A 23,500-nucleotide genomic window follows, 5' to 3' on the forward strand; every position below is an offset into this window, starting at 1 on the left:
ATTGCAGAAAAGTTAGTGTCAATACAAGGGGATTTCATGCAACCTAAAAATAATGCACATAACTCACAAAATATAGCACATAGAATTAAAGCGTTTTCACCGTTAAAATAAACTAATAACAGCGGGCTGTGTAAATAGATTACAGAAAAAGGAGGTTAACAAATGCAAAAGCACGCGAAAATATTCATTGCGATGTTGTTGGGATTGATATTACTTTTTGCTTTGTCGATCACTGGCTGCTCCTCAAGCTCTGGAAACATTACCGGTTCGTCTGAAAGGAACGACAATGTTCCCAAGCAGATTACCTTGAAATTACTGAATATTTGGCCGGAACACCATGCAACGCTGGATAAAACCCTTGCCATACACAAAGAGAAGTATCCTCATGTGAACATCGAAGTAACAACAATATCTTATGATCAAGCGACGCCTACCTTGCAGCTATCAATGGCATCCGGTGATGTATATGATGTTTCCTTTATGTGGCCACATCAGATTTATAAGATGGTTGCGGTAGGCGAAACCTTGAATCTTGATCCTTATTTCGAAGCAGATCCAGCATGGAAAGACAGCTTTATAAGTCAAAGCGTCTATGAAGCTGCGAAGAGGGATGGCCATGTGTATGGCATTCCGTTCAAAGGAAGTACGAGCAGCATTGTTGCATACAACAAAACCTTATTTGAAGCTAACGGCTGGAAGGTACCGGCATCACTAGAAGAAATGGAAAGTCTCATGTCTGAAATTGAAGCAAGCGGCATAGTGCCGCTGACTCTATTCGGCAAACCAAACGGGGGTTTGATTAAGAGCTTGTTCGAGCACTTTACCGTTAACGAATTAATCCAACAAGGACGCGCTCTAGACACAGATGTGCTCAATCGTCGCGTAACCGACATGCCATATGAAGCGGCAGGCGCCCAAATCCGCGACTGGTATAATTCAGGCTTTATAAGTGCCAATCCATTTGCTTTGTCTAGAGAAGAATCACGGGCTGCCTTCTTCGCGAAAAAATCGGCTATGCAGATGATGAATAATAATGAGTTAGCCGCTATGAAAGAGATGTCTGCAAAAAGCGATTTCGAGCTTGGTTTCTTTGCTTTTCCTAAACCGGTAGCTTCGAAAGACGTGTATATTTCTGGCGGTTTTGACGGATTTTTCGTAAGCGCCAGATCCAAACATCCTGATGAGGCGGTCGATGTGCTAAAAACATTGACCTCCCCTGAGGTTCAAAAATTGTGGTCGGAGGAAACTTCTGCTGCGGCTGTTGTGAAAGGAATCAAGTACGAGGATGAAGACTTGAAATCTATAGCTGTTTTGATGATATATGTGATGAAGTATGAGAAACGACCGGACTATGATGCAGGTACTTTTACCAATGATATATTGGCTGCGGAGCTTTCGAAATATTTGCTTAGTGAAGATTACTCGCCTAAACAGTTTGGCGATTATCTAAATGCTGAACTAGAAAAATATCTTGAAAAAATGTCCGAATAAAAATTCGCCACGGTTGAGGGGGATTTAACAGATGTTCAAGATACTTATCGTGGATGATGAACGGATCGAGCGGAAAGGATTACGCGCGATGCTCAAGAATGGTTTGCCGGATCTTGTGATCGAAGAGGCCCCTAACGGGAGTATCGCGGTGGAGCTGGCCTCGTCGTTTCGCCCGGATTTGATTTTAATGGATATAAAAATGCCCGGGATGAACGGTTTTGAAACAGTGGAGCGAATCAGTGCGGAGCATCCGGACTGCCGTTATATCATGGTTACGGCACTGGATACATTCGAATATGCAAGACAAGCCTTGAAACTCGGAGTTAAGGATTATTTGCTGAAACCAAGCAAAGCAAGAGAAATTGTAGAGACGGTTGGCAGAGTGCTAGAGCAAATCGAGGTAGATCAAAAATCGATTGAAATTCATTTACTTCAGCAGAAAGCTCTAAAGAAGACGATGCCGCTTGTCGAGACAGACGTCGTTACCCAGCTGCTGTACAACCATGTTCACGAAGTGCATCTGGACGATCTGGTGGGTCTCCTGGACATCCGAGCGGCCAACGAGATGTTCGCGATGAACGTCATTCTGCCAACGGAGTCCGAATCATTGTATACCGCAGTAAAGGAGAAGGCACGACAGGGGGGAAGTTGTTGGGTGGGAGCAATGAACGGGCGACAAATTCCGATTATTGTATTCCGAGATGCAAATCGATCATTTCGTACGCAAGCGCTGTCATTGGCAAGGGAAATGATCTCCGTGGGAAAATCCGATCGCGGGGCAGGTTGGTTTCTCGGAATCGGCAACGTATGCAGTTCCTTTCAGCAAATCCGGCAATCCTACCAAGAGTCGCTTGTCGCTTCGATGGATACGTCGCTGGCCGTTAGAAACCGATTTTACGAAGATGTTCCAAAGGGCTATTCAAGCGAGTTCACCCTGCAAAGCGGAAAACAACGGGAGAAGCAGCTTCTCGAACATATCCGGCTAGGGCAATGGGACTCTGTTCATGCGAATTTGGTGGAGATTATTGGAATGTATGAGCAAGATGACGTTAATTTGGTGCTGACGCAGCAGCGCATGCTGGAGTTTCTATGGGTCGCGTCGCGGATGCTGAACGATATGGGGGTTGAAGGGGAGGCGCCGATCTATACATTCCAAGCGCAGGATTACCGACAGCTGCGGGCAGAGACCGGGCGTATTCTGGATCGGATGAAGCAAGCGTATATGAATTATTACAACCGACTCGAGCCGGATACGATCCATCAAATCAAACAATATATAGAAGGTCACTCCCATGAGAATATTTCATTGGAAACGATTTGCATTCAAGTGGGATTAAGCCCTTCTTATGTAAGCAAGCTGTTTAAAGAGCAGCTCGGCATCAACTACATCGATTTCTTAACGGAGTGCCGCATCGAGAAGGCGAAGAAGTTGATAGCCGATCCCGAGAAAAGTTTTAAGGAAATTACATTCGAGGTGGGGTATCATGATCCGAATTATTTCAGCAAGGTGTTCAAAAGAATGTGCGAGCTGTCTCCGAAGCAGTATAGGAAAGTACTGTTGCAAGGGAACAGAGACTGAATGAAAAAGCGATTTGTCGAATGGAAGGGGGAACTGTACAATTGGACTAGCTAAACAAAAGGAGTACTAGTTAATGGGGATCATTAAGCTTTTTGTGAATTATCTTCAGCAAGCCACCATGAAGAAGAGAATCATGTTTATTTTCGCAACGGCTACGCTGGTCCCATTTATTTGCGTCGTGTTGCTGTCTTATCATACGATGTCGAATATCTTATCCAGCAACTTGGAGAACAGCGTTCGCAGTAATTTGAAGCAGGTGGAATTATCGTTCGAAGGCACAATCAGTAATTTGAATCATGTGACTCAGCAGCTTGCCTTTCAGGGGAGCATCGGCAAAAAAGTGGATTCGCTTCTATTCTCCGAAGATCCTTTCGAAAGAACGGTTCTGCTCGAAGAAATTCATACGGAGCTCAATCTGATCTCCTTCACGAACCCTACGATAGGTCTGGTCATGTACTATTCGAAAGACGACGGCTCTTTTATGTTTAATAATACGATCGTCAAAGAAGTTTATGAAATCAACGATTTGCCGCTGCTTGCCGAATACTTTCGAATCTCTTATTTTGGTCCGCATATCAGCAACGAGCGTTATAATGATGAATATGTCATCTCCGCGCTCCGGAAGATGGATTTTTCGGGGGAGCATGACGACGTATACGTCTACGTGGAGTCCGGCTTTAACACGTCTCAAAATATATTCGAAAATAATCTAGGCAGCTTCTCCTCCTATCTGATATTGGATAACGACAAGAGGATCGCCTATAGCGACGCGGCTTCGGCATTTCCGATGAACCATTACTTCGATGATTCCGGCGGCGGCGGAGATTCGGGTTTGCAAAACGGCTATTATTGGTTCAAGAGTACAAGCAATCAAGGCTGGAGCATCGTATCGCTCATTCCCAAGGACGAATACAACAAGGAAAAAAACCGCTGGGTGACCCAGATGATTTATTTGTCCGTGTTGTTCCTTGCGGTTACGCTGTTCATTGCGTGGCTGTTGTGGAAAATGGTCTATGTTCCGCTGCATCAATTTAATCTGGAGATCAAATCGATCACGCAGAAAAATACGCCGCCTCCGGATACGCTTCCGACGAAGATTCCGGAATTTGAATTTCTGATCAAACAATTGCAAAACATGAAAAACCAAATTTCCGACCTGATTAACGAAGTGGAGCTCAAAGAAAAACGAAGAGCGGATCTGGAGGTCGAGAAGCTGCTGTACCAGATCAACCCCCATTTTTTGATGAACACGCTCGACACGGCACATTGGCTGGCGGCTATGAACGGGAATAAGGAACTGGACAAATTGATTTTATCCCTGAATAAACTCCTGTATTATAATTTGGGCAAAAGAGGGCAGGCATCGACCATCCGCGAAGAGATCGATTCGATCAAACAGTATCTGACTTTGCAAAAAATCCGCTATGATTTCGCTTTCGACGTCAGAATTCGGGTAGACGACGATATACTAGATATCGCGATTCCGCGTTTTATTTTGCAGCCGATCTTGGAGAACGCTCTCTATCACGGTCTGGACGACGAAGGATACATTCAGGTGGATGTGGCGAACGATGACGGTCGGATTGTTATTTCCGTTCACGATAACGGAGCGGGCATTTCCGAAGAGGAAATCGAGAAATTGCTGAATCAACAGCAAGTCGAGCAGCAACGGGCCGGTATGGGCATTGGATTAAATTACGTCAAACGAATGGTGGATAATCAGTATGGAGATCAAGCAAGTCTGGAAATCAAAAGCGAAGTAGGCAAAGGAACGACCGTTTATTTGAAACTGCCGAATACGGAGGTGTTAAAGCTTGATCAAAGTATTGATCGTGGATGACGATAATTTGGTGAGAAAAGGACTTATATCGATCCTTCCTTGGGAGCAATACAGCATGGAGGTTGTAGGCGAGGCTAAAAATGGCGAAAAAGCGCTTGAGTTTTTGGCTTCGAACAAAGTGGACCTCATGCTTACGGATTTGGCCATGCCCGTCATGTCGGGGATGGAGCTCATGCGCATCGCGCGAAAGCAGTACCCTCACATCTTTATTGTCGTGCTGACGCTTCATCAAGACTTTGAATACATTCAAGAGTGCCTCAGGCTTGGCGCAATCGACTATATTGTCAAAGTGGAAATGGAACAGGAAAACTTTGGCGAAGTGATGATGAGAGTGAAGGCTAGAATTCTGGAGGAGCAATCGAGAAACGGTTCTTCCATTGAATCGGAATCGGACGATGAAAAAAGGCTGCTTTCCGATTTGAAAAAGCGCGGACATGCATTAGGTTGGGTTCATAGAACGTCCGATTTTGAACGGTTGTTGGAAGATTTGCAAAACCTGCAGCTGTCTCCCGCCAAGCTAACGTCCTTCCTGCACGCGCAATGGATCGTGTGGGATCGAATATATGCTTCCGTTACCGAGAAGCACATCGAGCTGCCAGACGCCTTCCATTCTTGGATGGATGCGAAGGATTGGCTGAACGGAGTAAGAGAGCGGTTAGTCGACGCCATCGGAAAGGCCCAATATTCAGAGGAGGTGAAAGATTGTATCGCCAGAGCGGTGCAGGCGATGCACGATGAATTGACCGGTTCGGTCCATGCGTCGGAGATGGCCAAGAGGGTCAATATGAGCCGCAGCTATTTCAGCCAATGCTTCAAAGATCTTGTCGGCATGACCTTTAACGAGTATTTGCGCCATATTCGCATGGAGAAAGCAAAGGAATATTTGCAATACACGCAAAAAACGATTCAGTGGATTACGGAAAATACGGGTTATACCGATCAGAAATATTTCAGCCGCGTCTTTCATGAAAAAACAGGCATGCTCCCCAGCGAATATCGGCAATGGACCCAATCAGGGGTACAAGTGTCCGATATATAGGGGGGCAATTGTCTAAACTCGCAGGCGAACTACCCTCATATCTCTACCCTATCTGGCAACCGCGTTCTCTCACGAAGGCGGTTTCTGTCATGTTATACTTAAATCCACGAGGCCATACAAGCGAAAGCAGGGAGCGAACAATGATAAGAAGTCAGTGGATGATTGGATTGTTCATCCTGATGCTGATTGCGAGCGCGTGCAGCGCCCCGAATGAATCGAAGGATGGGAACGGGCCTGAAGCTGCTGGACCACCCGATCCGTTCGGCAAATACGAGGAGCCGGTTGCCATTCGGGTCGCCATGATCGTGGAGCCGACCAAGTCGCTGCTGGAAGGGGAAACGCTTCTCGACAATCAATATACTCGCAACATCAAAACAAACTTAAACATAAACGTGGAATATTCCTTGAAAGCTTCGCCGACCAATTATAACCAAAAGGTGAGCATGGCTATTGCGAGCAACGATCTGCCGGACGCGATGATTGTAGGACCCGTCGAATTGAAGCAAATGGTGGAGGCCGATCAGCTCGCGGATATGACGGATGTATATAACCAATATGCCTCGCCTGTCATCAAAAGGATCGTGGAAAGCACGGACGGAGAAGCGATCCAAAGCGTCACCTTCAACGGAAAAATGATGGCGCTCCCCAATGTGCAGCTGAAGGCGGATGGCGTTCATTTATTATGGATTCGCAAGGACTGGCTGGACAAGCTGAACATGGAACCGCCGAAAACGATCGACGAGCTGGAAGCCGTTGCGCGAGCGTTCGTCGAACAAGACCCGGATGGGAACAAGAAGCCGGACACCATAGGGCTCGCCGGACCGGGTTCGATGGGGAAGCTCTATGCGAACTTCCTTCAATCGACGAACAATTTGTACGGATTTGACGGCATATTCGCCGCGTATCATGCTTATCCGGGCTATTGGCTAGAGCAAGACGGCAAGGTTGTATACGGTTCTACGGAGCCTGAAACGAAGGAAGCTTTAGGGAAATTGAGGGAGCTCTATTTGTTGGGTTTAATCGATCAGGAAATAGGCGTTCGACTAGAGCCCGGCGAAACGATCATGAACGGAAGAGCGGGGATGTTCTTCGGACCGTGGTGGGCGCCATATGGACCGATAGATGCTGCCAACAAAAATAACTCGGAAGCCAATTGGCAAGCTTATGCGCTGCCTCTTGACCAAAATGGCGAATTTCGGCCTCACATGAGCACGTCGACCAATCAATTCGTTGTCGTGCGCAAGGGATACGAGCATCCGGAAGCCGTTATGAAATTATTAAACAATCTGGTGCTTGGCGAAAGCCAAGGAACGTTTACGACCGAAAGAGGTCCGACGGAATACCCGTTAAAAGTAACGTACGCGCCATCCGACGAGACGGAGTATGAAGTGAAGGCGCTAAGGCAAGTGCTGGCGGGGACCAAAACAGCCCAGGACTTTCAGGATAGGCCCGAGTATAAAATGCTGCGTTCCGATGCGGAGAAGATAGGCCCCGTGAAGCTGGAGCCCCATGAGCAATACGACATTCAATATTGGGATCCCGGCAAGGACAGAGCGATGTGGATTCGCGCTTATGCCTTGATGGTGGGGGGATCTCCGCTAGTAGACAATGAAATGAACGGCGTGTACAGCGTTACGTACTCGCAGACGAAAACGATGGAGAGAAAGTGGGAGAAGCTTCAAAAGCTGGAAGAGGAAACGTTTCTCAAAATTATTTTAGGCGTTGCTCCTCTCGATACCTTCGACGAGTTTGCCCGGGACTGGAAGAGACAAGGCGGAGAGCAAATTATTCAAGAAGTATCCGAATTGAATCCATAAAAAAAATGTAGTTGCCTAGCAGCTTCTTTAAATATGCCTAAAATACCTATACGCAATCGATTGAGGGGGAGCAACATGAAGGTAAAAGATAAATATTCGTTATTTCTGATGGCGCTGCCATTTCTAGCTCTGGCTTTTCTATTCTCCTATCTGCCGCTATACGGATGGATCTACGCCTTTTATGATTACCGGCCCGGCATCCCGTTGTCCAAGTCGGAATTTATGGGCTTTGATTGGTTCACCTCCATGCTGTCCAATGAAGTTCAACGTCAGGAGGTTATGAGGGTATTACGGAATACGTTCGCCATAAGTACTCTGAATATTCTGACTTCCATCCTACCCGTTATATTTGCCGTCTTCCTGGCCGAGCTGCGAAGCGCCAAATTCAAGAAGCTGGTGCAAACGCTCACTACGCTTCCGAACTTCATAAGCTGGGTGCTCGTCTATTCGTTCGCGTTCATGTTGTTCTCCGTCAACAACGGCTTCATCAACAATTTCCTGATGGATCTGGGATGGATTTCCGAGCCGCTGAACATTCTCGCTTCCGACGATCATACCTGGTTATCCATGACTTTATGGAGCGTGTGGAAAGGACTCGGATGGGGAGCCATTATGTATATTGCCGCCATTATGAGCATTGATCAGGAGATCTACGAAGCAGCGAGGGTCGACGGCGCCGGCCGGTTCCGTCTCATGTGGCACGTGACGATCCCGGGCATTATGCCGACGTTTTTCGTGTTGCTGCTGCTCTCCATCGGCAACTTCATCAACAACGGAATGGAGCAGTTCTATGTATTCCAGAACGCGATGAACATGCATAATATCGAGGTTCTGGACTTGTATGTGTACAACATCGGGATGACGAACTCCAACTTCGGCTTCGCTACGGCCGTAAGCCTGCTCAAGTCGCTGGTCAGCCTGTTCCTGCTATTCATTGCCAACAGCATGTCGAAGGTCATCCGCGGCGAAAGCATATTCTAGGTTGTTCACGCACTTTAAGAACGTCAACAAAGGAGACATACAGTACGATGCCGATCAAAGAGAAATTTACGTTATTCCACTTCGTTAACTATGCCGTGTTTGCGATCATTACGCTCATCTGCGTATTTCCCTTTTATTATTTATTTATCAACACGATCAGCAACAATGATCTGAGCAGCAGAGGACTCGTCATGTTTTATCCGAAGGACATCCATTGGACGAATTACGCGGATGTGTTCCGGATTCCCGGCTTGGGGCAGGCGGCGCTCGTATCGGTAGGACGTACGGTGCTTGGCACGATTCTGACGGTTGCGGCTTCCGCGTTTCTAGGGTATCTGTTCACCAAACAAATGTGGGGACGCAGCTTCTGGTATCGCTTTCTGATCGTCACGATGTATTTCAACGCCGGTCTGATCCCGTGGTATTTGACCATGCTTCAACTGGGATTGACTAATAACTTTTGGGCGTATATCTTGCCTGCCATCGTCCAGCCGTTCTTTATTATTCTGGTCAAAACCTTCGTCGAATCGACGCCGCTGGCTCTTCAGGAGTCCGCGCAAATCGATGGCGCCGGGTATTTCACGATATTCACGCGCATTATTCTCCCATTGATAACGCCGATTCTGGCCACCATTGCGATCTTCTCCGCGGTTACGCAGTGGAATAGCTTTACGGATACGCTGTTTTTGATCACGGATCAGAATTTGTTTACCTTGCAATTTATCCTGTACCGGTACATGAACGAAGCAACTTCGATTGCCCAGTTAATGAAGCAGTCTTCCGGCGCGATGATGGACCTCAGCAACATGGCTACGCCAACATCGATCCAGACGACCGTTTCCATGGTTGTTGTGCTACCCATTCTGCTGGTCTATCCATTTTTCCAACGATTTTTCGTGAAAGGCATTATGATCGGTGCCGTTAAGGGGTAATGATTCCCGGCAGCGCCTTTCTTATGAAGGAGGTGAGGCTCAAACGCATTGCGCGGTCTTCCATAAAGGAAATTGTTTAGGCAAAGTGAGTTGTCGCTACGAATGACAAGGGGAGGAAATGATCCACATGAAAAAGAGATTAGGCAGTTCCACGCTTCTCGTTTTAGTTTGCGCCATCATGATTTTTACATCTGCATGCAGCAACAGCAACAATGGCGGTAATACGAACGGCTCAAATACGGGGGCCGAATCCGGCGATAACAGCGCAAGCGGGAATAGGGAAGAGATCACGATTGACGTGTTCTCCATGCTTGCTAACTATGCCGGCGAGCAGCCGGGATGGTTCGCCAAATTGGCGAAGGATAAATTCAACATCAAGCTGAACATCATCGCTTCGAACTTGGCCGGCGGGCAGCAAAAAATCGCGACCATGATGGCTTCGGGCGACATGGGCGACCTGGTCGTGTTCGGCAGCAACGGCAAGGACTATCAGGATGCGATCAAAGCCGGACTGCTCCTGGATTGGACGAAAGACGACCTGCTTACCAAATATGGACAAGGGATGCTGGAGAATGCTCCCGAGGCGATCGAAGCGAACAAAAAACAATTCGGCGGCGGCACGGCGGTATACGGAATCGGGTTCGACGTGGGAACCGGCGAAGGTCCTTCCGAAGGCGCGACGATGACCTACGGACCGAATCTTCGCTGGGACTTGTACCAGAAGCTCGGAAGCCCGGAAATCAAAACGTTGAATGACTACCTGCCGGTATTGAAGCAAATGCAGGAGCTGGAGCCGAAAAGCGAATCCGGCCGTCCAACCTACGGAATTTCCTTGTGGTCGGACTGGGACGGCAATTACATGACGCTTGCCAAAGTCGTCGCGCAGTTCTACGGCTATAACGAAGGCGACGGCCTTAATCCGGCCGGCTTGATCCTGACGCATCAGAATAAAGATGAATGGCAAGGCGTGCTTGACGAAGGCGGGCATTATTTGGAAGGCTTGAAATTTTATTACGATGCCAACCAGATGGGACTGCTCGACCCGGACTCTCTGACACAGAAGTTTTCCGACGTATCGAGCAAGTTTCAGGATGGACAAATCTTGTTCTCCCACTTCCCGTGGGTAGACAACGTGTACAATACACCTGAACGCACGGCACAGGGCAAAGGTCTTGCATTGGTGCCTTTCTCCGAAGAGAAGATCACGTCCTACGGCCAGAGTCCTTACGGTGGAAATCGGGTATGGGCGATCGGCGCGAAAGCAAAGGATCCTGCCCGAATTATGGAGTTCCTGAGCTGGTTGTATTCTCCGGAAGGCGTTATGGAGTCGAATTACGGTCCAAAAGGGTTGGCATGGGATATCGACGAGAACGGAAAGCCATACGTAACGGAGTTCGGCTGGAAGGCATTGCCTGCCAATGCGGAGCCGGTGCCTGCGGAATACGGCGGCGGCACGTTCAAAGACGGGACGAATCAGATCAATAATACGACATTAAAGCTGACGAATATTCACCCGGAAACAGGCGAACCGTACGATTATAATATTTGGGCGTCTACGCTGAATCACAATCCGGATCCTGTAACGAAGAGCTGGCGGGAAGCAACGGGAGTGATGACGGCGAAGGAATATTTCGTGAAAAACGAGATGATCGAAGTGTCTAAGCCCTTCTTCACGACCGAAACCCCGGCAACCCCGTCTGCCCAAATGCAGCAAATGACAACCGGAATCGGCAAAATGATCAAAGAGTATTCATGGAAAATGATTTATGCGAAAAACGAGGCCGAGTACAATCAACTGAAGGAAGAGATGATCTCGAAATCGAAAGGCCTTGGCTATGACGAAGTTGTCAAATATGAAGTGGAGCTTGCGGAGAAAACCGTATTCCCTCATCGATAAGATCATCCTCTCATGAATCGATTCCCGTGTCAGCCGAGGCTGATACGGGAATTTGTACGTGGCGATTGGGAGATATAGAATGTGATAGACACGTATCGAGCGAAAGGAAGTTGGAGACATGCAAACAGCCGTTCCAGCCAAAGGCGATCAAGGAAACGGGACTTATATCAATCCGATTCTTGCGGGAGACTATGCCGATCCTACGGTTGTAAGGGTCGGCAACGATTATTATATGACGCATTCTTGCTTCGAGTTTGCGCCCGGCTTTCTGATTTGGCATTCCACCGATCTGGTCAACTGGGAGCCTATTGCGAAAGCGTTGACGGAATATGCCGGAAACGTATGGGCGCCGGATTTGGTTTATTATAAGGGGCAATTTTATATTTACGCTCCGATTGATGAAGAGATTATGGTGTTGACAGCTGCACAGCCGACGGGACCGTGGGGTCCGCCGGTCAAAGTGGGTATACGCGGAATCGATCCCGGTCATGTCGCCGATGATGATGGCAACCGGTATTTGTTTTATGGATCGGGTTACGTGGCGGAACTAACGCCGGACGGGCTCTCGGTGAAAGGCGCTCCGCGCAAGGTTTACGACGGCTGGCGTTTCCCGGAAGAATGGGTGGTGGAGGGCCGGTTCCTGGAGTCGCCGAAATTGACTTACCTGGGCGGGTATTTCTATTTGACCGTGGCCCAAGGAGGATCTTCCGGACCCGCGACAAGCCACATGGTGGCTTCCGCCAGATCCAAGCATCCCTTAGGACCTTACGAGGACTCTCCTTACAATCCGATCGTTCGAACGCAAAGCCGGAGCGAAAGATGGCTTTCGAAGGGTCATGGTTCGATCGTCGATACGCCGGACGGAGATTGGTGGATGGTATACCATGCCTTTGAGAATGGCTATTATACGCTAGGGAGGCAGACGCTTCTGGAGCCGTTGGAATGGACGGAAGACGGCTGGTTCCGCATACTGGAAGGCGTTAGCGCCGATCAACCGATTCGGAAGCCTAGTGGACGAGGCTTGAATCGTTCCGAGTGCTTCCCGGAGTTTCAGACCGAATCCGGCGATTTGGGATACGCTTGGAGCTGGTATAAATCGATAAGTCCAATCGAGTATGAGATCGACCGTAGAGCGATTACGATCAGCTCCGGTTCATCAAGCGCCCCGCTTGTCTTCATGCCGGGAGACCATCATTACGAAGCGCAGGTTGAGATCGACCTTTCGGGGGAGGAAACCTCGGGACGATTTGTCTTATTTTATAGTGACAAGACATACAGCGGGCTCGAGCTTTCCGGCGAAGGTCTTCATGGGGTGATTCGCGGCTGGCGGACGCCTGCGAAGCCATGGCCTTCACGGCATCTCGTCGTGCGTCTTCGATATAGCTGGCATGAAGTGATTTTCGATTTCAGCCTCGACGGAACGGAATGGACCAAATTCGAGCATTCCTTCGAGACTTCGGGCTGGCATCACAACGCGCTCGGCGGCTTTCTAGCGCTGCGGCTGGCGCTATGGGCTCAAGGGCAAGGTAAGGTTACGTTCAAAAACTTTGAATATCGTGCATTGAATAGCTAAAACCAAATACATTCAGGCCGTTGCGCCTCGGATGTGCGTTGTGAGTACGGTTTTTCGTATAAAATCGACCCGTTGCGCCCCATTTAGACGAAGAAAAGCTGCCCCTTGAAGTGTTTACTTCTGGGACAGCCTTTTCTTTAATAAGGGTTAAGTTCTCGTCAATGCATAGAATGCCGAAGCATGAGGCGGCAGCACAGCCGCTACTTGATCAGCGGCAGATCCCATCTCCCGCCGCGCCCATAGATCGCGAATAGCGAATGTGCCTGTCAGACCCAACTGGCTTAACGTGACGTTTACTTCGGTCTCCTCTTCACGCAGGTTAAACAGCGCGACATAGATTTGTCCGTCCTCGGTTTCGGAGGTCCATGCCGTACGATCATCCTCGCGATACAGCATTCGCGGATTGCGGCCAAGCCGGTGAGCGTCCAGAATCTCTTCATTGGTTAGAAGGGACAGCGTCCACTCGTCATTGTCCCGAAGCTCTCCGCCGAACATGAGCGGCGAACGGAAGATGCTCCACAGCGTCATCATGGTCACCTGCTCGTCCTTCGTGAAGCGGGTCCAGCGATCCGCTCCGCCGCCGTCGACGGACCGGATGCCCAGATGGCCGAGCGGAAGCATATCGCAATCCGGCCAGTGGCCGGGACCCACATGCGGAGCCCATTTCTCCGCCCGCTCGAACATCTCGTAGAGCAGCTTCCAAATATCCCAGAAGTCGTCCGTCATCCGCCACATATTGGCGTTATCCCGCAGAAGATCGGCATGTTCGAGCGGAGCGGGGCCGGGGGATAGACTAAGCACCATTTCGCGTCCGCATTTATCGATCGCGCGCCGGATCATTTGAATTTCTTCCGCATGGATGCCGTAAAGCCGCGATGCCGCGATGTCGTCTACCTTGACGAAATCGACGCCCCATTCCGCGTAAAGCTCGAATAAGGAGTCGTAATACGCTTGCGCGCCTTCCTTGCGGGGATCGATGCCATACATATCGGTGTTCCATGGGCAGATCGAATTCGTATGCGCAATGTCCCTCGCCGTTGCTTTCGTTCCTTTGATCGCCGTGCCCGCATGGACCGCTTGACGCGGAATGCCGCGCATGATATGGATGCCGAACTTGAGTCCTAGACTATGGACATAATCGGATAAGGGACGGAATCCTTGAACGCCGGACGAGGAAGGGAAGCGATTCGCGGCGGGAATCAATCTTGAATATTCATCCATCTCCAGCGGCACGAACGGTCTGTAATGCGAAGATACCGCTCCCGGTTCGGACCATTGAATATCGACGACCACATAATCCCAGCCGAACTTCAGCAGATGCTCCGCCATGTATTCAGCATTTCCTCTTATTTCTTCCTCGCGCACCGCAGCTCCATAACAATCCCAGCTATTCCAGCCCAATGGAGGCGTTGAAGACCATTGATGATGTTTCATGGATGTTCACTCCCTGCTATTATTTTGCTCTACATGTTTAAAGTATAGTGCAAATAAATAGGGGCATCTACGCCAAGTTCTTGCTCATTCTTGTACTATATTGCTCGACTACCTAAGGTTCATTCTGCTTACGGGGAGGATGGCATTGCCATGGCGATAATCGCTGGGACTGCAGCCGACATGCTGCTTGAACACTTTCGTAAAGTAACTGCCGCTCGTATATCCGACTTGTTTGGCGATCTCCTCCAAGGACCATGACGTGCTCTTTATTAATTCCACGGCCTTCTCGAGCCGAATCTGGGTTAGATGCTGGATCGGCGTCTGACCCGTCGTTCGAGTAAAGAGGCGGTTGAAATGATATTTGGATAGCCCGGCATGGTCTGCGATCTGCTCCAGGCCAATGGGGAGATGGTAGTGACTGTTCATATACCGGATCGAGTCGCGAAGAGACTGCGGCCACTCTTCTTGAGACGAAGAGGGGAGCCTGCTGAATCGGTACAGCTCCATGATAAAATGATACACTAGCGCGGATGCACGGGTGATATCATCAATTCGATCCGTACTAGCTTCGCGATATAGATTATAGATGGAATGAATCGGAGAGCTGTCCAGCGGAATGATGGGTACATGACCGATCCGATGGACGATATCTTCCCAGATTGCCGTCAGATGGTAGGGGCGGATCAGGATAAAAATAAATTCCCAATGATCGCTCTGCGGAGGCAAGTAGTAATGATGGTCGCCCGGGATCTCCACCATAAATGCTTGGTTTGGCGAGACGGCATGCGACACCCCGTCAATGACAATAGCGCCGAACCCGGAGATCGTATATTGGAACAAGTAGAGGGGACCGTCCTGCCGCTGCTGACCATGCCAGCTGTAATCCCGGTTGGTGACCCTGTAGTACCCCGCGCAATAAAGCTGGAAGACGGAGTCCATATCCGCCTCGGAAAATCGATAGCCGTATACGCCGTGCTGTATAGATTTGAACATGCGGTAACCCTTCCTTACATAACGAAAATTGTCATCAGAATGGTTGAACTGATCCTAACATTATAATTGGAATTCCTGCCGACTAACAGGTCATCATGGAAATGAATGCCGTATCCCGTTATAATGAATCGAAGTTCATTCATTATTAATAGGAACATGAGGAATTGATCATGAGAGGTTTAGCCATCTTGCTCGGATTTACAATACTAGGAAATGCCATTCAAAAGTTGTTGTCATTACCGCTCTCCGGAAACGTAATCGGGTTGATGCTGCTTGTTGTTAGTTTGTTTGCAGGCTGGGTCAAGCTGGCGTGGATCGAGGACACTGCCCAATTTTTATTGAAGCATATGATGATTTTTTTTGCTCCAGTGATCGTTGGGACAATAGTGTTTTTCGGAACGATAGGAGCAGAGTGGCTGCTAGTAACAGTAGCTCTGGCAGGAGCAACTCTAATCGTACTGATCGTCACAAGCGGGATCACTGCACGACTGGCGACTAGAAAGAAGGAACGTTCGAATGAATGAGGTATGGACTCAGCAGCCGTTGTTTGGCATTACGGTGACCGTGGCATTCTATGTAGCCGCACAAAGGCTTAATCAGCGTTTCCGTTGGCTTAATCCTCTGTTAGTTGCTTCTGGAGGGATAATCGTACTTCTGCTGGTGTTTGATATTCCTTATGAGGACTATAGCGCAGGGGGAGATATCATTACATTCTTTCTCGGTCCAGCGACTGTAGCGCTCGCAGTTCCATTTTATAAATATGCGAGCAAGCTGAAAGGACAGCTGCTTCCGATTGCTGCCGGAGTAAGTGCGGGGTTGGTCTGCGGAATGGCTGCAGTATTAGGAATATCCATTCTTCTGGGAGCTTCTGAACAAATCATGCTTACCCTGTTGCCTAAATCGGTCACCACTCCAGTAGCAATCGAAATTGCCAAATCAATAGGCGGTATCCCTGAATTGGCTGGCGTGTTTGCCGTCTTGACAGGATTAATCGGCAGTATTATCGGGCCATCATTTCTAAAGCTGTGCAGAATCCAGAGCGATGTGGCAATCGGAGCGGCGATGGGAACGGCGGCGCATGGAATTGGAACGGCACGCATTTTACGCGATTCCGAGACGAAAGGCAGTATCAGCGCTTTTGCGATGGGCCTGTCGAGTATGCTAACGCCATTGTTTTGTATGCCGTTTATTTGGTGGCTGCAATAAAATCATGAATTTAAACAATATATAGTGAGTTATCCCATCGGGTGGCTATGTCAGGGTTGAAGACATAGCCACCCTTTGTTTTCAATGTTGTGCTTATGCATACTTTCCAATTAGTTGCTGAACCTAAAAAAATCAGAATAAAAACCAGAATAATGAGCCGTATGAGAAACCAAATAAGTAAGTTACGATGATTGATACAAGGTGTGGCAATCCGAAATTAAAACAATCAGGAGGAAATAATGGCATGTTAAAGGCTGTTGTTTTTGATGATGAGAATATTGTGTTGATGGGTTTACGAGCGGTAATTGACTGGGGAAGCTACGGCATTGAGTTGGTGGGAACGGCTGATAATGGAATCGAGGCTCTTCAGATGTTTAGAGATCTGCGTCCGGATATCGTGCTTACCGATATTCGAATGCCTGGCATGGATGGTCTTGATTTAATCGAAACGATTTCTATGGAAGCGCAGGACACGATGTTTGTTGTGTTTAGCGGCTTTAACGAATTCGAATATGTTCGTCGAGCAATTGGTCTTGGTGTTGTCGATTACTTGGAGAAACCGATAACCGTGGACAAAATCAAAAATGCGATTGAAAAAACAATTAAACGAATCGTCCATCAGTATGAGATTAGCGCAATGAAAACCAAGTTGGAAAAAAATCAATTGGATTTGCTTGAAAAAGCAACGCTCGAATTGTTGTTGACCGGAGAACAAGCGCTCGATAAGTGGACTCGCTTATATGGCGAATCGGATTGGATCAATGGCGTAACAGTCCTTGCTTTCAATGAGGAGAAGGTTGAGCTGCCGAATAACTTGATGAGCGATTTTATTCATGTAGGTAACGGTCCTGAACGTCTCGCCGTTATGGTTCATCACGAACTCCCGCAGGAGCCGTTATTGGAAACATCGATGGAGTGGTCTAATGAGACCGCTGTATTATTTGGTTCTGGACGGACGTATTCTTCCATGGCTGATGCACCAAAGAGTTATAGAGAGGCGTTACGCGCACTACGTTATGGCAGGTTTATGAAAGAAACCGGCTGGATTCGTATACAGGATATCGAAGGAAGCTCTGATTTTCCAATCGATCTAAGTAAACATGAAGAGGGAGTCATACTGTCTCTCAGGACTTTGGATAAAGAATCATTGGACAAGGCGTTAGAGTCTTTTCAAGTCTGGATGGAAACACAAAAGTTGGACCCAGAAAAGGCTGAGCACGAAATATTGAAGTTGGTGTATCGCGGACTTGAAGTCGTGAAGGATGTGGATCGTGATATTCAATTGCCCGGGATCATCCCGCATCAAGAACTAAGCAGCATGCAAACGAGAGAAGAAATGATGGTGTGGCTGAATACCAGACTAGTTCTGTTAATGGATTGGCTAAAGGCGAATCGGACCTCCAACAAAAATATCGCAGTTGAAAAGGCGCTTGCGTATTTAGAAGCAAATTACGGCAATGATGTTTATTTGCAGGAATTAGCAGAGCATGTTGGTTTAAATCCGACTTATTTTAGTCTCCTTTTTCGCGAGCAAATGGGAATCACGTATATCAAATACCTCACGAATTTACGCATTGAGCATGCCAAAATGATGTTAAAGGAAGGCCTGCGTGTCAATGAAGTAAGCGGAAAAGTCGGCTATTTAAATCACAGACATTTCAACGAGATTTTCAAGAAACAGGTCGGCATGACACCGGGACAATACAAGGAAAACCACTCCTCGCGCTAAGGATGTTGATGATGAAATGATGAACGTGTTGAACCGAATGAGATTCAAGCGAGTTCGCAGCAGATTCCTTGCAGCCATGATCCTTTTATCGTTACCGCTTATTGTTTTACTGGGTCTCATTTCGATCAATATTACGAACGACGCCTTAATTGATGTCAACGAAAAATCTAACAAGGATCAACTAAAGACATCCAGCGAAGTGGCTGATTTGCTTTTTGGCAATATCAATAATCTGCATTGGTCGCTTGTAAATAATAATGAAATACGTGATGAATTAAGGAGCAATGGCCAGAATCCAGATATACGCCCCGATATTCAAACGCTTAGAACCTCAACGCGATTACAACGGATGGTAAGCAGCAGTCACGCCGATACACGATACGTAAAGTCTATCTGTATTTTTGATTTACAGTTTAGAACCTATTGTTCAGGGCGATCCGATGATGCAGGCGTCTTCGAAGGAGAGGACAAAATCACGCGTATCAAAGAATCTCAGTGGTACATGAATGCTTATAAGAATAAAGGGAAAATTGAGTATTTGCCCGCAGACTTGTTTGGTGAATCAGACGAGGCATTCTCAACCGTAAAGCTGTTTCGTGATGCAGATCATAACGGGGTACCCATAGGTATTATGGTTATCAATGTATCAAAGTCCATTTTTAACAAAGTATTTAACTCCAGCGGCTCTGAATATGGGGCCTATATGGCGCTTGACCATTTGGATGGATCTCCAACGGCCGTCTATAATAGTTCATTCGATGTTCCGCTTGGGAAAGGAGGAATGAACGAAGTGTTAGGACAGCTCGAGAAGCAGGGCTACTTCATTAATTCTTTTTATAATCAGACCTCCAAATGGACGCTAGTCCACTTAGTGCAGAAGAAAGAATTGCTTGGAGAGGCGAAAAATTTAAGATGGGTAACAACGTTGATTGCAGCTGCATTCGCATTGTTTGCTATAGCCGTATCTTATATCATTTCGGGAACGATTACGCGATCGCTTTTGCAAGTGAAAAAGATGATGTTGGATTGGACGAAGGGCGTCAAAGAGTTTCCGGAGGTTTTTGCGCAAGATGAAGTGGGCGTAATCGGAAATACATTTAGACGCATAGCGGTTGAGTATGACGAATTGAACGAAAAATTAGTTCATTCCGAACTGAAAGAAAAGGAAGCGGAGCTTCGAGCATTGCAATCGCAGATTAAGCCCCATTTCTTGTACAATACGTTAGATTCGATGTACTGGATGGCCTATCTCGAAAAAAACTATAGGGTAGCGGAAATGGCTGTCTCCCTTTCGGAAAGCTTTAAGCTTAGTCTTAACAAAGGAAAAGAAACCATGCCTGTCTACAACGAATTGAAGCACATTCAACATTACATGAAAATACAGAACATTCGATTTAATGATCGATTCAGCTACATGGAAGACGTTGATGATGCCATCTTGGGAATGGAAATGTTGAAGTTATTATTGCAGCCGCTTGTAGAAAATTCGATCTATCATGGGCTGGAGAGGAAAATCGGTAAAGGCACGATTCGACTGACAGGACGTAAAGTGGGTCACTACCTTGTGTTTACGGTTGAAGATGATGGCGTCGGTATGGAAGACGTGAACCAAACGGAACATGGATATGGCTTAAAAAATGTGAGGGAGCGTCTTCAGCTCTATTATGGGCCAGATAGCTCGATGAATATGTGGAGTGCCAAAGGCGTGGGAACCAAAGTCACATTAAAATTTAATCCCCTGCCACCTAAAGAAACCGGAACGAATACCTGAACAATGAAGCGCTTACAGCATTTCTTGAAGCGAATTACAATAAGAACAGCAGAAGGCTACAGGCTTTCCAGCAAACGACTAGGGGGAATAGAGATGCATATTCGCGGTAACAAAAGATGGGCTAGTTTGCTAAGTGCAGTTCTGGTTGTAGCAACCGTATCCGCATGCGGAAACGGAAATTCGAACGAGAATGCTGGTTCCGATGCAGGACAGAACGAGAACGCTGAAAAGGAAGTAACAATTACTTTAATGACCGGAAATGCACCGGATACGGTCAATACGGCGAATGCTTTGGTTGACGGTTTTAAAAAGCTAAACCCTCACATTACGATTGAATTGGAGACTGGCCCTGGAGGCACGGAGTTAGACAATCTCGTAAAAACCCGTCTGGCTACAGGGGATATGGCAGATATATTCTTCTATAACTCCGGATCGTTGATGAAAGCGCTGAATCCGGAAGAGAATATGCTTGATTTGACGAACGAGCCATTTATGGCTAATGTAATCGACTCGTACAAACCAACCGTTTCGGTCAATGACATAGTCTTTGGAGTTCCTGCCGGATCCACGGTAGCAGGCGGCTGGTTCTACAATAAAAAGGTTTATGCGGATTTGGGGCTTGAAGTACCAACGACCTGGGCGGAACTGATGGAAAACAACGAGAAGATTCTGGCAGCAGGAATCACTCCAGTAATTGGTTCCTTTAAGGATACATGGACTTCTCAAATTGTAGTGCTTGCCGACTTCTATAATGTACAAGCGCAAGCGCCGACTTTTGCGGATGACTATACGGCTCATAAGGCAACTAATGTGAGCACGCCAGCCGCGTTGCGCAGTTTCGAGAAATTGCAGGAGCTGAACGATAAGGGGTATTTGAACAAAGACAAACTGGCAACAACCTACGATGCCGGCATGAAGATGTTGGCGGAAGGAAAGGGAGCCCATTATCCTATGCTTTCGCTCGCTACGCCGACGATCGCGCAAAACTTCCCTGATCTCATTGAAAACCTTGGTTACTTTGCACAGCCAAACGATGATGCCTCGCTGAACGGTCTCACCGTATGGATGCCAACATCTGCATACATTTACAAGGAGACCGAGCACGCTGAGGAAGCTAAACAATTTCTAGCTTATGTCGCTTCTGTAGAAGGAAGCCAAGCGATTTCAGAAGTCTCTAAACCAGTTGGACCTTATCTAATTAAAGATGCGGTAATTCCTGATGATGTAGCAACTTTAGTGAAAGAAATGCTTCCTTACTTTGATTCGGGTAAAACGGCGCCTGCTCTCGAGTTTGTATCTCCGATTAAAGGACCAAGCCTCGAGCAGCTTACGGTTGAAGTAGGCTCTGGCATTAAGAGCGCACAAGAAGGCGCTGCCGCTTATGACAAAGATGTAGAGAAACAGGCCAAACAACTGGGCTTGGAAGGCTGGTAATCCGGTCATAGCGACATGAATCTAGGATACGAAGTTCGGCCCTGTGAATAACGCAGGGCCGATTCACTTCAAGTGCAAGGGAGAGATACTCGTGAACAAAATATTCAGGCGGACGTACTCCTATTATTTTTTATTGCCGGCCGCTATTATATATTTCATCATTTTCATTTTACCGACGATCATGTCCTTTTTCTTTAGTTTTACCAGATGGAACCTAACGGATTGGGAATTTATTGGGTTTGAAAATTTCATCACTTTTTTCAATGAGCAGTCTCTTAGCATAGGCTTCAAAAACACCTTAATTTATGCGATCGTCACTTGCAGTCTCAAGGTCGTTCTAGGTTTATTGCTTGGCGTTCTTTTAACATCCAAATTATCGATCAAACATTATTTAAGATCAGTTATCTTCTTTCCCACTTTGGTCAGTACGATAGCAGTCGGCATTGTATTCAGCGTCATGATGCATCCAAGTCAAGGAGTCATTAATGCGGCATTAGCCTTCTTCGGAATTCAAGGTCCTGATTGGCTTGGCGACACAAGCATCGCTTTGCTCTCCGTTGCTATGGTCGATGTATGGAAAGGCGTTGGTTTCGCGACAGTTATCTATATAGCGGGCATCCTCTCCATTCCTAATGAGTATTATGAAGCGCTCCAGATCGACGGCGGGAGCGCGTGGCATAAGTTTTGGAATATTATCGTCCCTCTTAGCCGACCTGCAACAAATTCCGTTATCATCCTTGCTTTTATTGGCGGTCTGCGTTCTTTCGATCTTGTTTGGGCCATGACAAAGGGAGGTCCGGGCTTCACGACGGACTTGATTGCGTCCATTATCTATAAGCAATATCAAGGAGGATTTTACGGTCTTGCAACAGCGGGCAACGTTATCCTATTCCTTGTGGTAACTGCTCTTGTCTTTCCACTCTACACCTACCTGAACCGAAAGGAGGTAGACCTGTGAAAAAGGTTCGCAAGATTGGCTTCGAATTCCTCGGTGTATTATTTACGGTTGTTGCTTTCTGGGTTCCGTTCTACTTCATTATCGTGAACAGCGGTAAGGATGCGAGTGAAGCTTCGCTATTGAATCTGTCTTGGCCATCCGCAACTTACTATTGGGAGAACATGAAGGCCGTTATAGAAGCGCGGGACTATATGTTGATTCGTGCCTTTTTCAATAGTGCCGTGTTAACGCTAGTCTCAATCGTGCTGCTCATTGTGTTAGCCGCCATGGCTGCTTATGTAATGCAACGACGTAAGGATCGTGCTACTCCTATTTTGAACTTTTTTATTTTGGCAGGTTTAATCATTCCTCCTGCGATTGTGCCAACAATTTGGGTAATGGATGGTATCGGTCTATTTAAAACGATGACTGGGCTCATTCTAATCGAGGTCGCCTTGGGCTTTCCGTTTGCAGTTCTTCTCTATAAAGGGTTTATGGCCACGATTCCGCGTGAGGTGGACGAGGCGGCAGTCATAGACGGAAGCAGCGGCGCGCGATTGTTTTTCTCGATTATTCTCCCTCTATTGCAGCCTGTAACGGCTACCGTTGTCGTTGTTTCCGCCGTAAACATTTTTAATGACTTTACCAACCCGTTGTATTTCTTGCCGGGGTCAGAGAACGTAACCGTTCAGCTCACGCTATACAACTTCCAAAGCCAATTCACTACGCAATATAATTTACTGTTCATGAATATTCTGCTGATTACGATTCCTCCGCTTATTTTGTTCTTAATCTTTAATAAACGAATCGTTGCCGGCATGACAGCAGGTTCGGTCAAAGGCTAGCT

Annotated in this window: 18 protein-coding genes and 1 pseudogene; 17 read left to right on the top strand and 2 right to left on the bottom strand. The window is 47.4% G+C overall.

What is annotated here, in order from left to right:
• Nucleotides 1-162: 162 nt before the first annotated feature.
• The 10 genes and pseudogenes from RB620_RS00625 to RB620_RS00665 all read left to right on the top strand — a co-directional run bounded on the left by RB620_RS00625 (nt 163) and on the right by RB620_RS00665 (nt 13,149).
• On the top strand, nt 163-1,491 hold the full coding sequence (locus tag RB620_RS00625) for an ABC transporter substrate-binding protein (protein WP_308091562.1): 1,329 nt from the start codon (nt 163-165) through the stop codon (nt 1,489-1,491).
• Nucleotides 1,492-1,522: 31 nt separating this feature from the next.
• On the top strand, nt 1,523-3,070 hold the full coding sequence (locus RB620_RS00630; protein ID WP_308091563.1) for a response regulator: 1,548 nt from the start codon (nt 1,523-1,525) through the stop codon (nt 3,068-3,070).
• 73 nt (nt 3,071-3,143) lie between these two features.
• Nucleotides 3,144-4,910 carry a sensor histidine kinase gene (locus RB620_RS00635; RefSeq protein WP_308091564.1) on the top strand — a complete coding sequence of 589 codons (1,767 nt, stop codon included), beginning with the start codon at nt 3,144-3,146 and terminating at the stop codon, nt 4,908-4,910.
• A pseudogene (locus RB620_RS30510) lies at nt 4,885-5,262 on the top strand (response regulator); the annotation flags it as partial. The gene RB620_RS00635 and the pseudogene RB620_RS30510, both read left to right, overlap by 26 nt.
• Nucleotides 5,236-5,949, top strand: a complete 714-nt coding sequence (locus tag RB620_RS00640; RefSeq protein WP_483874745.1) for a helix-turn-helix transcriptional regulator — start codon at nt 5,236-5,238, stop codon at nt 5,947-5,949. The pseudogene RB620_RS30510 and the gene RB620_RS00640, both read left to right, overlap by 27 nt.
• Before the next feature lie 140 nt (nt 5,950-6,089).
• The gene (locus RB620_RS00645) at nt 6,090-7,766 is read left to right on the top strand and encodes an extracellular solute-binding protein (RefSeq protein WP_308091566.1); all 1,677 of its coding nucleotides are present in this window, start codon (nt 6,090-6,092) and stop codon (nt 7,764-7,766) included.
• A 75-nt stretch (nt 7,767-7,841) separates the two neighbouring features.
• Nucleotides 7,842-8,747: an ABC transporter permease gene (locus RB620_RS00650; RefSeq protein ID WP_308091567.1), complete on the top strand. Its 906-nt coding sequence runs from the start codon at nt 7,842-7,844 to the stop codon at nt 8,745-8,747.
• A 47-nt stretch (nt 8,748-8,794) separates the two neighbouring features.
• On the top strand, nt 8,795-9,679 hold the full coding sequence (locus RB620_RS00655) for a carbohydrate ABC transporter permease (RefSeq protein WP_308091568.1): 885 nt from the start codon (nt 8,795-8,797) through the stop codon (nt 9,677-9,679).
• Between the two features lie 127 nt (nt 9,680-9,806).
• Nucleotides 9,807-11,576 (top strand): extracellular solute-binding protein, encoded by a 1,770-nt coding sequence (locus RB620_RS00660; RefSeq protein WP_308091569.1) that lies wholly within the window; start codon nt 9,807-9,809, stop codon nt 11,574-11,576.
• A gap of 118 nt (nt 11,577-11,694) precedes the next feature.
• Nucleotides 11,695-13,149 carry a family 43 glycosylhydrolase gene (locus RB620_RS00665; RefSeq protein ID WP_308091570.1) on the top strand — a complete coding sequence of 485 codons (1,455 nt, stop codon included), beginning with the start codon at nt 11,695-11,697 and terminating at the stop codon, nt 13,147-13,149.
• A gap of 147 nt (nt 13,150-13,296) precedes the next feature.
• Here RB620_RS00665 and RB620_RS00670 read toward each other — a convergent pair whose 3' ends face one another.
• Entirely contained in the window at nt 13,297-14,583 is a 1,287-nt protein-coding gene (locus tag RB620_RS00670) for a glycoside hydrolase family 27 protein (RefSeq protein WP_308091571.1), read from the bottom strand.
• A gap of 108 nt (nt 14,584-14,691) precedes the next feature.
• Nucleotides 14,692-15,576 (bottom strand): AraC family transcriptional regulator, encoded by an 885-nt coding sequence (locus RB620_RS00675; RefSeq protein ID WP_308091572.1) that lies wholly within the window; start codon nt 15,574-15,576, stop codon nt 14,692-14,694.
• Nucleotides 15,577-15,746: 170 nt separating this feature from the next.
• Here RB620_RS00675 and RB620_RS00680 point away from each other — a divergent pair, with 170 nt between their 5' ends.
• The 7 genes from RB620_RS00680 (at nt 15,747) to RB620_RS00710 (ending at nt 23,498) form a co-directional block, all read left to right on the top strand.
• Nucleotides 15,747-16,100, top strand: a complete 354-nt coding sequence (locus RB620_RS00680; protein ID WP_308091573.1) for a CidA/LrgA family protein — start codon at nt 15,747-15,749, stop codon at nt 16,098-16,100.
• On the top strand, nt 16,093-16,782 hold the full coding sequence (locus tag RB620_RS00685) for an LrgB family protein (RefSeq protein ID WP_308091574.1): 690 nt from the start codon (nt 16,093-16,095) through the stop codon (nt 16,780-16,782). Before RB620_RS00680 ends, RB620_RS00685 begins: the two co-directional genes overlap by 8 nt.
• Before the next feature lie 244 nt (nt 16,783-17,026).
• The gene (locus RB620_RS00690; protein WP_308091575.1) at nt 17,027-18,511 is read left to right on the top strand and encodes a response regulator; all 1,485 of its coding nucleotides are present in this window, start codon (nt 17,027-17,029) and stop codon (nt 18,509-18,511) included.
• A gap of 16 nt (nt 18,512-18,527) precedes the next feature.
• On the top strand, nt 18,528-20,282 hold the full coding sequence (locus RB620_RS00695) for a sensor histidine kinase (RefSeq protein ID WP_308091576.1): 1,755 nt from the start codon (nt 18,528-18,530) through the stop codon (nt 20,280-20,282).
• A gap of 93 nt (nt 20,283-20,375) precedes the next feature.
• Nucleotides 20,376-21,716 (top strand): ABC transporter substrate-binding protein, encoded by a 1,341-nt coding sequence (locus RB620_RS00700; RefSeq protein WP_308091577.1) that lies wholly within the window; start codon nt 20,376-20,378, stop codon nt 21,714-21,716.
• A 91-nt stretch (nt 21,717-21,807) separates the two neighbouring features.
• Complete coding sequence (locus RB620_RS00705) at nt 21,808-22,674, top strand: carbohydrate ABC transporter permease (protein WP_308091578.1); 867 nt, start codon at nt 21,808-21,810, stop codon at nt 22,672-22,674.
• Entirely contained in the window at nt 22,671-23,498 is an 828-nt protein-coding gene (locus tag RB620_RS00710) for a carbohydrate ABC transporter permease (RefSeq protein ID WP_308091579.1), read from the top strand. The genes RB620_RS00705 and RB620_RS00710 overlap by 4 nt, the downstream gene beginning before the upstream one ends.
• Nucleotides 23,499-23,500: the final 2 nt, after the last annotated feature.

The organism is Paenibacillus sp. LHD-117 (assembly GCF_030929555.1).
In the GTDB taxonomy this organism is placed as follows: Bacteria; Bacillota; Bacilli; order Paenibacillales; family Paenibacillaceae; genus Pristimantibacillus.

Bases quoted from the DNA above. Each gene is read 5' to 3' on its own strand.
- RB620_RS00625 (WP_308091562.1), top strand. From the start codon at position 163: ATGCAAAAGCACGCGAAAATATTCATTGCGATGTTGTTGGGATTGATA.
- RB620_RS00630 (WP_308091563.1), top strand. From the start codon at position 1,523: ATGTTCAAGATACTTATCGTGGATGATGAACGGATCGAGCGGAAAGGA.
- RB620_RS00635 (WP_308091564.1), top strand. From the start codon at position 3,144: ATGGGGATCATTAAGCTTTTTGTGAATTATCTTCAGCAAGCCACCATG.
- RB620_RS00640 (WP_483874745.1), top strand. From the start codon at position 5,236: ATGAGAGTGAAGGCTAGAATTCTGGAGGAGCAATCGAGAAACGGTTCT.
- RB620_RS00645 (WP_308091566.1), top strand. From the start codon at position 6,090: ATGATAAGAAGTCAGTGGATGATTGGATTGTTCATCCTGATGCTGATT.
- RB620_RS00650 (WP_308091567.1), top strand. From the start codon at position 7,842: ATGAAGGTAAAAGATAAATATTCGTTATTTCTGATGGCGCTGCCATTT.
- RB620_RS00655 (WP_308091568.1), top strand. From the start codon at position 8,795: ATGCCGATCAAAGAGAAATTTACGTTATTCCACTTCGTTAACTATGCC.
- RB620_RS00660 (WP_308091569.1), top strand. From the start codon at position 9,807: ATGAAAAAGAGATTAGGCAGTTCCACGCTTCTCGTTTTAGTTTGCGCC.
- RB620_RS00665 (WP_308091570.1), top strand. From the start codon at position 11,695: ATGCAAACAGCCGTTCCAGCCAAAGGCGATCAAGGAAACGGGACTTAT.
- RB620_RS00670 (WP_308091571.1), bottom strand. From the start codon at position 14,583: ATGAAACATCATCAATGGTCTTCAACGCCTCCATTGGGCTGGAATAGC.
- RB620_RS00675 (WP_308091572.1), bottom strand. From the start codon at position 15,576: ATGTTCAAATCTATACAGCACGGCGTATACGGCTATCGATTTTCCGAG.
- RB620_RS00680 (WP_308091573.1), top strand. From the start codon at position 15,747: ATGAGAGGTTTAGCCATCTTGCTCGGATTTACAATACTAGGAAATGCC.
- RB620_RS00685 (WP_308091574.1), top strand. From the start codon at position 16,093: ATGAATGAGGTATGGACTCAGCAGCCGTTGTTTGGCATTACGGTGACC.
- RB620_RS00690 (WP_308091575.1), top strand. From the start codon at position 17,027: ATGTTAAAGGCTGTTGTTTTTGATGATGAGAATATTGTGTTGATGGGT.
- RB620_RS00695 (WP_308091576.1), top strand. From the start codon at position 18,528: ATGATGAACGTGTTGAACCGAATGAGATTCAAGCGAGTTCGCAGCAGA.
- RB620_RS00700 (WP_308091577.1), top strand. From the start codon at position 20,376: ATGCATATTCGCGGTAACAAAAGATGGGCTAGTTTGCTAAGTGCAGTT.